Origin of the sequence: Chitinophaga sancti (assembly GCF_034087045.1) — a bacterium.
Classification (GTDB): Bacteria; Bacteroidota; Bacteroidia; order Chitinophagales; family Chitinophagaceae; genus Chitinophaga; species Chitinophaga sancti_B.
The window spans coordinates 4,846,891-4,858,653 of sequence record NZ_CP139247.1 but is presented as its reverse complement, the minus strand read 5'-3'; the positions used below and the strand labels follow the sequence as shown (position 1 = coordinate 4,858,653).

General features: G+C 43.6%; 11 protein-coding genes. 8 read left to right on the top strand and 3 right to left on the bottom strand.

Annotated features, from left to right (window positions below; genetic code table 11):
* Position 1: 1 nt before the first annotated feature.
* The gene (locus SIO70_RS19890) at positions 2-568 is read right to left on the bottom strand and encodes a transposase (protein ID WP_320573623.1); all 567 of its coding nucleotides are present in this window, start codon (positions 566-568) and stop codon (positions 2-4) included.
* A 22-nt stretch (positions 569-590) separates the two neighbouring features.
* Positions 591-1,229: an IS110 family transposase gene (locus SIO70_RS19885; RefSeq protein WP_320573620.1), complete on the bottom strand. Its 639-nt coding sequence runs from the start codon at positions 1,227-1,229 to the stop codon at positions 591-593.
* A gap of 395 nt (positions 1,230-1,624) precedes the next feature.
* On the opposite strand from SIO70_RS19885, the gene SIO70_RS19880 reads away from it, so the two are divergent.
* From SIO70_RS19880 to SIO70_RS19860, 5 genes are all read left to right on the top strand, one after another.
* A complete protein-coding gene (locus tag SIO70_RS19880) occupies positions 1,625-2,011 on the top strand; it encodes a hypothetical protein (protein ID WP_320573618.1) in 387 nt (128 codons plus the stop codon).
* Positions 1,992-2,639 (top strand): hypothetical protein, encoded by a 648-nt coding sequence (locus SIO70_RS19875; RefSeq protein ID WP_320573616.1) that lies wholly within the window; start codon positions 1,992-1,994, stop codon positions 2,637-2,639. Before SIO70_RS19880 ends, SIO70_RS19875 begins: the two co-directional genes overlap by 20 nt.
* Positions 2,629-3,495: an HTTM domain-containing protein gene (locus SIO70_RS19870; RefSeq protein WP_320573615.1), complete on the top strand. Its 867-nt coding sequence runs from the start codon at positions 2,629-2,631 to the stop codon at positions 3,493-3,495. The genes SIO70_RS19875 and SIO70_RS19870 overlap by 11 nt, the downstream gene beginning before the upstream one ends.
* Positions 3,496-3,671: 176 nt before the next feature.
* On the top strand, positions 3,672-4,898 hold the full coding sequence (locus SIO70_RS19865) for an alpha-L-fucosidase (RefSeq protein WP_320573613.1): 1,227 nt from the start codon (positions 3,672-3,674) through the stop codon (positions 4,896-4,898).
* Positions 4,899-5,189: 291 nt separating this feature from the next.
* The gene (locus SIO70_RS19860; protein WP_320573611.1) at positions 5,190-6,524 is read left to right on the top strand and encodes an NAD(P)/FAD-dependent oxidoreductase; all 1,335 of its coding nucleotides are present in this window, start codon (positions 5,190-5,192) and stop codon (positions 6,522-6,524) included.
* Positions 6,525-6,714: 190 nt separating this feature from the next.
* On the opposite strand, the gene SIO70_RS19855 is transcribed toward SIO70_RS19860, so the two are convergent.
* Positions 6,715-7,443 (bottom strand): DUF4197 domain-containing protein, encoded by a 729-nt coding sequence (locus SIO70_RS19855; protein ID WP_320573609.1) that lies wholly within the window; start codon positions 7,441-7,443, stop codon positions 6,715-6,717.
* 585 nt (positions 7,444-8,028) lie between these two features.
* Between SIO70_RS19855 and SIO70_RS19850 the strand changes: the two genes are divergently transcribed.
* The 3 genes from SIO70_RS19850 (at position 8,029) to SIO70_RS19840 (ending at position 11,487) form a co-directional block, all read left to right on the top strand.
* Positions 8,029-9,225 (top strand): multiheme c-type cytochrome, encoded by a 1,197-nt coding sequence (locus SIO70_RS19850; RefSeq protein WP_320573607.1) that lies wholly within the window; start codon positions 8,029-8,031, stop codon positions 9,223-9,225.
* A gap of 362 nt (positions 9,226-9,587) precedes the next feature.
* Positions 9,588-10,088, top strand: coding sequence for an SRPBCC domain-containing protein (locus SIO70_RS19845; RefSeq protein WP_320573605.1), 501 nt, complete (start codon positions 9,588-9,590; stop codon positions 10,086-10,088).
* Positions 10,003-11,487, top strand: a complete 1,485-nt coding sequence (locus SIO70_RS19840; protein WP_320573603.1) for an alpha/beta hydrolase — start codon at positions 10,003-10,005, stop codon at positions 11,485-11,487. The genes SIO70_RS19845 and SIO70_RS19840 overlap by 86 nt, the downstream gene beginning before the upstream one ends.
* The last annotated feature ends 276 nt before the right edge of the window (positions 11,488-11,763 follow it).

Here is an 11,763-nt window from a genome sequence, read left to right as displayed (position 1 = left end):
CTTATTGAGATGGGGGTAATGCCTCAAGCTCGCGCAGGCGCCTGAGATAATTATTTATCTGCGCCTGCTTTCTTTTTTTAAGCCACTCCTGATTATCCGGTTCCATATATGGCACTCTATTTTTGAGTATAAAATAAGTGGCAATGAGGATTTTGTGTGCAATGGCGATAAGAGCACGTTTTTTACCTCTTCGCACACTTAAAGAGTAATATCTTCTTTTCAGATAAGATTCCTTTGTATGTACAGCGGCCCAGGCCGCCTCCACCAGTGCTGTTTTAAGAGAACTGTTGCCATGATTGATACGTTCACTTTTCTTTTTTCCGGCACTTTCATTATTACCCGGACATAAGCCACACCAACTGGCTAAATGATGCTGATTTGGGAAGGCATGCATATCTGTACCTATTTCGGCTAAGATGGCTGTAGCTGTTTGTTTTTGTACTCCGGGAATAGTCTGAAGTAATTTTACTTCTTCTTCCCATTTTCTTAAGTACTGATCAATACGGTTATCTACCTGACAAAGCAGTTCATTTAGCTGTAAGATAGCAGCTTTAGACAGGTTGAGCATAAAACGGTGATGCTCATTAAGATTACCTTCTAAAGCAAATAAGTTCTTGCTTCTTGATTTTGAGCCTACCTTTGGCCAGATTGGCCAATATCATGGGATCCTGTTCTCCATCAATAATAGCAGAGATCATTGACCAGCCGCTTATGCCGAACACATCACTGACAACGCTGCTCAATTTGATATTGGCAGTCTCTAAAATGTTCTGTAATCGGTTATATTCACTGGAGCGTTGGCCTATTACTTTACGTTTGTATCGGTACAATTCCCGTAATTCACGAGTGTATTGGGGTGGAATAAAACTTCCTTTTAGTAGCCCGCTTAGCAATAATTTTGCAATCCAGGCACTGTCATTACGATCAGTCTTATGACCCGGCACATATTTAATATGCCGGGCATTGACCAAAATAAGTTCAAAGTGAGGTTCTAGTATATTAAAAACAGGCTTCCAGTAAACACCCGTGCTCTCCATTGCGACATGTGTAATGCCCGATTCTTCCAACCAGGCTACCAGGTCCTTAAGTGAACTTGTGAAGGTGCTAAAAGTGCGGGTTTGTTCCTGCAAATTATCACCCCTGATGGTAGCTACTACATTCTCCTGGTGAACATCGAGGCCACAGCCACGACTCACAACCTGTTCAAAACTGATATGTGATTGTTCCATGGTAGTACTTTTGTCGAAGGTACCACCATTTTCATAGTCGTTTGTGAATTCGGTTCATGAGGGTTTTCTTTGAAAATGGTTTTCATTCTCAGTTGGAGAATTACTTCTTTTATAAATGTTTTTCCTGAAAATGGTTTTCATCCCCGATGGTGAATAACCTCTTTCATGAATGTTTTTTCTGAAAATGGTTTTCATCCCCGATGGTGAATAACCTCTTTCATGAATGTTTTTATTCGGGTAGCTAATGGAGACAGGTAGTCCATTATTCCGGGGAGGTTCGTTTATTTTTGATACGCTTTCGTATTTATTCCTGGCATTTTGCGTATAAATACTTGATTGCTATATAATTGAAAACCCCTAACTTGCCTTCAAATTAATCCCAAAAATTTCATCGTATGAAAAAGCTTCTATTGCTTTCATTGTGCGCCCCTGCGCTCCTGCTTTTCTCTTTCTCATTCCAGCAGGTACCGGGCGTAAAGCGCGTGAGCACGCACCTTTACACTGTTTCCAAAGTCGCTACAAAGCGAGTATCTGTAGCAGATCAGGAAGAAATCAAACGAGTAGTAGCACAACATTATGGCATCAAGGATTTCGGTCGTGGTGCAATCACCATTGGATCTGACAATCCGCTGAACAGGAAGATGGGTGGTATCCTGGACAATTCAATTTACAAAGATTGGGTATCTACCAAATTCATTTTCTGGAAGCAGATCAAGACTCTGCCGGAAGAAGTGATCAAAGCAAACGAGATCATGAACCGTTATGCACCAGCCATCAAGTAACTGGCTAAAACGATGGCTGGCACACAATCAGCCAGCCATCGTACTATTTCGCAGGCGGAGTTTGTATGGCTGGATGGCAGCACATCTTCTCTTTATCATCATCATCAATAGTGTGAGTGCTTACAAGGCGTATCATGAGTTTCATCATACGCCGGAGGAGTCTTATGCGGTGGGCAAACTAACGCCATTCCTGGAGGCAAAGGCCATACGTTATTACGGTCGCTTTACCGGGGCAGAAACCGGGTATGGTTTTTTTGGCATTAATGTACGGTCTAATGGAATGCTGATCGGGGAATGTGGTGGTACGCCTATTACAGCAGATTTCAGATCGTACGAGACATCGTTGCGGTTCTTTTCAATGGCCAATGCATTGACGGATGATTTTATTAAGCCGGATGCACATGATAGTTTACCCGGAGGATTGCTGGGAGAATATAATAACCTTGTCTTTAAAAATATTGCCGTCACTTTGTTTCAGCAGCATGGCTGTGTGGATAGTACCGTAATTTTAAGTTACAATGTATTGCAGTTCCCTACCCTGCAGGCCGTGCGTGCAGGTACCCCAAAGGAATACCAGCTGACGAAATTAGTGACGGGAACCTATAGTCTGACTCCACATGCACAATAAGACCTATCCCGGATGGTTGTTCTTTTTCCGGGTAAATATGGCGGGTTTTGCTTTGTTACATTTTCTGGCGATACAGCCGGATTTTGATATGTTGTATTCATTCAGGGGGTATATATATCCTGATATAATGGATACAGCTACGGATCATTTTAGTCCTACCCTTATCACCCTGCAGCATTATGTGGGCATACAATATGAGACATTATTATGGATATGCAGGATTGCGTATCCATTGGCATTAGTGAGCCTGATCCTTGGGTTTTGTACGAGGGTGAGTGCGGTGTTATCGTTGTTTTTACAATTGTTGTTATTGAAGTCTATTCATTTGTATGAGTATGGGGTAGATGGCTATACTACTTTCGCGTTGTTCTACTGTTGTATATTTCCCGTGGGTTATATTTATTCGGTGGATAACCGGTTGCGAAAATTCATCATTGCACCTGTGCATGAGCATTGGTTAATTTTATTAAAAGCGCACTTATGTATTGCTTATTTCTTTTCGGGATTTGATAAGGTGATTGGGGTGACATGGAGGAATGGGGAAGCGTTGTGGAAGACCTTGCATAGTCATAATTATTATAGTTTGTTTAGCCTGGATTTTTTAGTGAATACGCCGTTTTTCCTGATAGCAGGATGGGGTACGATAATATTGGAGATGGGGTATTGTATTGGGATGAATGTACGGGTAACGAGGATGTGGTGGTTGGGGGCGATTGTTTGCCTGCATTTGTTTATTGCGTTGTTTATGGGGTTGTTTTTCTTTTCTGCGATGATGATATTGTTGAACTTGTGTGCGTATTATACGCCTTATATAGATCCGGAGCGGGTGAGGAAGAGGGTGCAACAACAACCGTAAATACGCCAACGGCGTATGATAGTATTTTTATAGACCAGATATATAATGGCTTGCCTGATTAGAAATATGGGATTTTCCAAAAGATAAAAATCTTATCTTTTGGAAAATCCCACTTTATGTTAGCCAGATTTACTTTTTTTCTACTGTTTATCTCAAATTGTTGTATTGCGCAAAAAATGGAATGGTGGACCCATGCCCGGTTTGGGATGTTCATCCATTTTGGCTTATATGCTGAAGCTGCCAGGCATGAATGGGTCAAAAACTACGAGCGGCTCACAAATGAGGAGTACCAGGTTTATTTTGATCAGTTCAACCCCGATTTATTTAACCCTAAAGAATGGGCCAGACAGGCCAAAGCAGCAGGTATGAAATACGCTGTGCTCACTACCAAGCACCACGAAGGATTCTGTCTCTTTGATTCAAAGTACACCGATTATAAATCTACTAATACCCCTATCCGCCGGGACCTTGTCAAAGAATTTGTAGCCGCTTTCCGGGCAGAAGGGCTTAAAATAGGGTTTTACTATTCCCTGCTGGATTGGCATCATCCTGATTTTACCATTGACAACCACCATCCTCAGCGGCCCGCTAATGATACAGCGTATGCCCGGCTGAACAAAGGCCGGGATATGGAGAAATACCGGCAGTATATGCGCAACCAGATAACAGAGCTCCTGACCCAATATGGGAAAATAGATATACTCTGGCTGGACTTCTCCTACCCGGGCACGCATGGAAAGGGTAAGGATGAATGGGGGTCACTGGCCTTGCTTAAAATGATCAGGAAACTACAGCCCAATATTATTGTAGATAACCGGCTTGATCTGGGAGGAGTGCCTGATGGGGCTGACTTTGCTACCCCGGAACAGGTGAAACCGGAAGAACTTAAAAGTGATTATGATGGGTTGCCTTTTGAAACCTGCCAGACGTTTTCTGGTTCATGGGGGTATTACAGGGATGAAGATACCTGGAAGACGAATGTACAGCTGCTTACATTATTGATTACTTCTGTAAGTAAGAGTGGGAACCTGATTCTGAATGTAGGGCCTACGGGTAGAGGAGTATTTGATTATAGAGCGACACGGGCGCTGGATTCTATCGGGCAATGGATGCATTTTAATGACCGGGCTATTTATAATTGTCAGCAGGCGCCGGCGGATTATCAGGCGCCTGAGCATAGTTTGCTAACGTATAATCCTTCTTCAAGGAGGCTTTATATTCATTTGATGGAATATGCGGGTGGGAAATTAGTGTTAAAAGGATATAAGGGAAGGGTAAAATACGCACAGTTTCTGCATGATGCTTCGGAGATAAAGAGGGTGGAAAATGGGGAGGACCTGGTATTGACGCTGCCGGAGAAGAAGCCGCCGTTTACGGTGCCGGTGATAGAATTGATGTTGTAAATAGGGATATGGATATGAGGGGGATTCACTTTACTAATAAGGGATACATGTGCCGGGATTCATCTTTGGGGATTCATTTTACTAATATGAAATATACGTGCCGGGATTCACTTTAGGGGAGCTAATCTCGTTTTCTTTACCAATAATAGAATTGATGCTATAAACCCGATAATATAAACAATAATAGGGAATTCTACAAGGACGGCTATTAGTTGAATGGTACTATCTTTGGTATCAAATTGTGCCCGGCAGTTTGCCATATCATTGATTCACAGTCTAAAATTCAATAGCGTGGTCTTATTAAGTCAAACGAAAATAGCAACAACAGGTAAGAAAAGAGTAGTGATCATAGGAGGAGGATTTGGGGGGATGGAATTAGCAAAGTCCCTTGCCGGAACAGACTTGCAGGTAGTGCTGATAGACAAACATAACTTTCACACCTTCCAACCTTTGTTGTATCAGGTAGCTACTACCAACCTGGAAGCGCCTTCTATTGTAGCGCCTTACCGCAAAATCTTCAAACAACAATCGAATTTCTTTTTCCGCATGGCGGAGGCGAAGAAAATTGATACCGCTGATCAGACGGTAGAGACATCTATCGGATTGATCCGGTATGATTACCTCGTGATTGCAACGGGTGCTACCACGAATTTTTATGGGAATGAAGAGATTGCAGCCAGGGCGATTAGTATTAAGAGCCTGGAGGATGCGTTGTTGTTGAGGAATACGATTATCAGCAATTTTGAGAAGGCATTGCAGGTAGAGGATGAAATGCAGTTGAATAGTCTGATGGATTTTGTGATTGTAGGTGGTGGTCCTACGGGGGTTGAAATAGCCGGGGCGCTGAGTGAGTTAAAAAGACATGTGTTTCCGAAGGATTATAGGGAATTGGATTTTGTGAAGATGGACATACATCTGATTCAGAGTGGCGGGGAAATATTGAAGGGGATGTCGCCGGCGGCATCGAGAGAGTCGCTGAAGATGTTGAATGATTTAGGGGTGCGGGTGTGGTTGAACAGAAGGGTGATTTCTTATGATGGGTTTGCGGTGAAATTGAGTACGGGAGAGCAGTTGTGTACGAGGACGTTGGTATGGGCTGCGGGTGTGTCTGGTTTGCCGGTGGAAGGATTGTCGGAGGAGTGTATGCAGGATTCGAGGGTAAAGGTGGATGAATATAATAAGGTAGTGGGATATGATAATGTGTTTGCGATAGGAGATATAGCGGCGATGGTGACGGAGGAGATGCCACATGGGTATCCGATGCTGGCGCAGCCGGCGATACAGCAGGGGAAGTTATTAGGGAGAAATATTATGAGATGGGAGGCTGGAAAGGAGCCGAAGCCATTTAAGTATAATGATATGGGGACCATGGCGACGATTGGGAAGAACCATGCGGTCGCGGATTTGATGGTGTTTAAGAAGCAGATCAGGACGCAGGGGTTTAGGGCATGGTTGATATGGATGTTTGTGCATCTGATGTCGTTGGTTGGGTTTAGGAATAGGGTTGTGGTGTTGATTAATTGGGTGTGGAAGTATTTTACAAATGATGCGGGGTTTGGAACGATTATAGGGAAGCCAAAAGAAAATATCCCGGTGGAGAGAGTGACGGAGAAAGTGCTTGTATAATGGGCAAAAATATTTATTAGCAGATAAAAATCCCTTTTACCTGAGGTAAAAGGGATTTTTATTGCAGCTGCTTATTTTCGGGTGCTTTTATTGCGGGTGCTTTTATTGCGGATACGCTACTAACGGCTATTGTTGTAAGTAGCGTTTTTTTTATTTCTCCGGCGCTAGTTGGAAAATAAAACCTTAAAGTCTATTTATTGCCAGTCTGGGCCAATGTACTGCCAAAGACAGTCTTCAGCAGATCTGTTACGCGGGCAGCAGGATCTTGCCTGATCTTTGCTTCTTCAGCAGCGACTTCGATGTAGATACCGGAAATTGCCTTTTCGGTTACGTAAGCAGAAAGATCGGTATTAACGGGGGTGCTGGAGAATTTGTTGTAAAGAGAGAATACATCACTCCAATACTTGGTCGCATCCACTTTCTTCAATGCTGCTTCAATGACGGGTTTGAAAGCATTGGTCAGTTCAGCGGTGGTTTTTTGTTTAAAATATTCAGTCGCTGAGTTATTGCCGCCTCTCAGAATCCCGATAGCATCTGTAATACTCATTTGTTTGATGGCATTTACGAAGATGGGAGTAGCGGATTTCGCTGCTTCTTCAGCACCTCTGTTCATAGAGAGGATCGCTTTGTCTACTACGTTACCCATGCCCAGGTTACGTAAGGTAGATTCAACTTTCTGCGCCTCTGGCGGCATCAGGATTTTCAAGGCAGCATTTGCAAAGAAGCCGTTTACGGCAGACAGGCGGTTTGCGCTGTTCTGGGTGCCGATGGTCAGGGCTTCTTTCAGACCGGCGGCGATCTGTGTAGACGTTGGCTGACCGGCTACAGAAGTAGGTAGATTTTGTAAAATCTGCTGTGAGGTTTCACAGCTGGTAGAAAAACATAGAATGCCCAGGCATAAAAGAATAAGATGCTTCATAGTACAGTATTAATTTACTCGAACGGGGGCAAAGATATAAAAAACCAGGCGTGGCAGGTTACGTATATTTATAGGGGGAGCAGTATTTTAGGTTTTAAGGGATTGGTGGTAGGGGCATTTTAACTGGGATGGGGATATGAGGGGTAATTTTAGCGTTTGTGGGGTTGATGGTAGGTTACCTTCCCTTATGCGACATGTCGTAGATTATTTTAGCGTTTGTGGGATTGATGGGGAGTTACCTTCCCTTTTGGGATATGGGATAGATTATTTTAGCGTTTGTGGGATTGATGGTGAGTTACCTTCCCTTTTGGGATATGGGATAGATTATTTAGCGTTTGTGGGATTGATGGGGAGTTACCTTCCCTTTTGGGATATGGGATAGATTATTTTAGCGTTTGTGGGATTGATGGTGAGTTACCTTCCCTTTTGGGATATGGGATAGATTATTTAGCGTTTGTGGGATTGATGGTGAGTTATCTTACCTTTTGGGATTATGGGGAGATCATTTTAGCTTTTACAAGATAGCTGGTAGGTCATTTTACCTTTTATCTGATTTGGGGTAAATCATTTTAGCTTTCATATGATATGCGTTACATCATCTTATCTTCTATCGTTGCATTGATTGTATTGGGCAGTGTCATGTGCACGACCACTCAACCAGTTTCAAAGACCACCATTGTAGAACTACCCGGCGGCAAAGCATTTGCCGGCGCAGCAGCCTGCCAGTCCTGTCATCAGGATATTTATAAAGATACCAGGCATACAGCCCATTTTCTTACCTCTTCCCTACCCGATGCGGAACATATTAAGGGAAGTTTTGCCTATGGTAAAAATAAGTTCGCCTACAATGAAGACATGGAGGTGGTGATGAGCCGGGTGGCCAAAAAGTTTTACCAGACGGGGTATGTGAATGGTATGCCTACGCAGAAGGAAGCATTTGGTATCGTGATCGGCTCCGGCCGTATGGGGCAGACTTACCTTTATTGGTCCGGTAATCATTTGTTCCAGTTACCCATTTCTTACTTCACGCCTATTCATGACTGGGCCAATAGCCCGGGATATTCCATCAGTTATATTCGTTTTAACCGCCCTGTGACGGCTAATTGCATTGAATGCCATGGCACTTATGCGGAGGCGCAAATTCTTCCTGACAATAGTACTGTTTATGATAAACAAAAGATCCTCTATGGCATAGACTGTGAACGTTGTCATGGACCGGGGGCTGCGCATGTGTCTTACCATGCAGCGCATCCCGCGGATACGGTTCCACAGTATATTGTCAACACTGCCCGGTTAGACCGACAGTTACGATTGGATGCCTGTGCGCTTTGTCATTCCGGGATCAGGAATATGATTCAACCGGCTTTTTCTTACCAGGTGGGGCAGCACTTGAACGAGTATTCTACAGAAAATCCTTCTAATGGTCAATTGGATGTACATGGTAACCAGTATGGGCTGCTTACGGATAGCAAGTGTTTTAAACAGTCACAGATGGATTGCAGTTCCTGTCACAATGTACATAAGGATGAAGCGAAAAATCCAAGGTTATTTTCGGATAGGTGCATGAATTGTCATGCCAAAAAGGATACCTGTACTTTTCGGCCTGAAAATGGATTGGTATTGTCTAATAATTGTATTGACTGCCATATGCCAGCGATGGCATCGGCAAAGATCACTTTTAAGATGGATCAGCATAAGGAAGCGATTCCTGATCTGGTTCGGACTCATCGGGTGGGGATTTATCCGGTGGAGACGAAGGCATTTGTAGATAAGCTGCATTGAGTGAGTTTCATGGTATGAAGATCACCTACCGTGAGTGAGTTTCGGACTCATCGGGTGGGGATTTATCCGGTGGAAACGAAGGCATTTGTAGATAAGCTGTATTGAGTGAGTTTCATGGTATGAAGATCACCTACCGTGAGTGAGTTTCGGCTAATCGGGTGGGGATTTATCCGGTGGAAACGAAGGCATTTGTAGATAAGCTGCATTGAGTGAGTTTCATGGTATGAAGATCACCTACCGTGAGTGAGTTTCGGCTAATCGGGTAGGGATTTACCGGGCAGGGATAAAACCTTTGCAGATTACCTCCATTGACTGAGTTCAGCCTCATCGCATAGTGATCTATCCTCCTAAACTGCATTGATATGACTGAAAGAAAAGAAGCCGTAGTACCACATGATGGCCGGGAGATCATCCTTTCCCGCCTTGTGAGAGCCCCAAGAGAGATCGTATTTCAGGCATGGACCAGTCCTGAGAAATTAGCTGATTGGTGGGGGCCGAAAGGGTTTAAAATTACTATTGAATCATTCAATATGGAAACTGCAGGGGAATGGAAATTTGTATTGCATAGTCCCGATGGTGTGGATTATCCCAACAGGGTGGTGTTTATTGAAGTGGTGGAACCGGAGCGGATCGCATTTTCTCAAAGCAGTGATACGGATAATGATCCGGACCAGTTTAATACAACTGTCTCTTTCGAAGATCAGGGAGATTGTACCTGTATTGATATGCGGCTGATTTTTAAGACGAATGAAGCAAGGGATCATGTGATCCGATCGTATGATGGTATTGAAGCTGCGCAGCAATCACTGGATAAACTGGAAGAGATATTATTCAGGACTATTGCAGATCGACTGCATGTTTAATCCGGAATATTACAGCATCGTTTGCATACCCTATTCAGGACTATTGCAGATCGTCTGCATGTTTAATCCGGAATATTACAGCATCGTTTGTATACCCTATTCAAGACTATTGCAGATCGTCTGCATGTTTAATCCGGAATATTACAGCATCGTTTGCATACCCTATTCAGGACTATTGCAGATCGTCTGCATGTTTAATCCGGAATATTACAGCATCGTTTGTATACCCTATTCAAGACTATTGCAGATCGTCTGCATGTTTAATCCGGAATATTACAGCATCGTTTGTATACCCTATTCAGGACTATTGCAAATCGTCTGCATGTTTAATCCGGAATATTACAGCATCGTTTGTATACCCTATTCAGGACTATTGCAGATCGTCTGCATGTTTAATCCGGAATATTACAGTATCGTTTGCATACCCTATTCAGGACTATTGCAGATCGTCTGCATGTTTAATCCGGAATATTACAGCATTGTTTGTATAATTTTTTCAAACTTTTCCCGAATAATGGCTAACTTATATGCCATGTCACGCATTTACCTCTTCCTTTGCCTCCTGCTCCCCTGCCTCACTCACGCGCAGGATACACCAATCGTTATGCATCTCTGGCCCAATGGTGCACCCGGTTATGAAAACCGGAAGAACGAGCCCGAAATAGCCAAAGACTACTATGTAAAGAATATTCATAATCCCAGCATCACCGTCTACCTCCCTCCAAAGGGAAAAGCGACAGGTGCCGCAGTGGTCATTTGCCCAGGTGGTGGATTCCGGTTATTGGTTTATAATTCTGAAGGCGTCAATCCTGCGAAATACCTGAATGATTTAGGCATTACTGCTATTATTCTCAAATACCGGTTATTCAGGGAGGATTCTACTTATTCATTGGAAAAAGAAGTAAGACAAGACGCTTATCGCGCCATGCGGTTAGTGCGTAGTCATGCGAAAGATTGGGGTATAGACACCGCCCGTGTGGGTATGTGGGGCTTTAGCGCAGGTGGGGAAGTTGTGACACAGGTAGCTTATGCGCCGGGATATGGTGATCAAAAAGCCAAAGATACTGTGGACAGATTAAATGGGAAACCGGATTTTCAGATCTTAGTTTATCCCGGTCCACTGGGGATTCCGCTATCAGTTCCGAAGGATGCGCCGAAGGCTTTTTTGGTAGTAGCAAATAATGACGCTTGCTGTTCAGCTCCAATAGTGACCTTATTAAGCGCCTACAGGGACGCCAGGGTCCCTGTAGAAGCGCACATTTTCGCCAATGGAGATCATGCCTTCAATATGGGATACAAAACGGATCTGCTCTCCTTAAAGGCATGGCCATCCCTGTTGACGAACTGGATGATCGATAGTCATATCATACCTGCTCAAGGCTCAAAACAAATGCAGTAGACTCAATCATCAAAGATGACTGATTATTGGCACCTACTCCGGGCTCAAAACAGCTACAGTAGACCAATTATCAAAGGTAACTGATCATTACACCTGATCTGACCTCAAAACACCCGCAGTAGACTCATCATCAAATGTAACTGATCATTGGCACCTACTCCGGCCTCAAACACCCACAGTAGACTCATCATCAAATGTAACTGATCATTGGCACCTACTCTGGCCTCAAAACACCCACAGTAGACCAAATCATCAAATGTAACTGATCATTGGCAC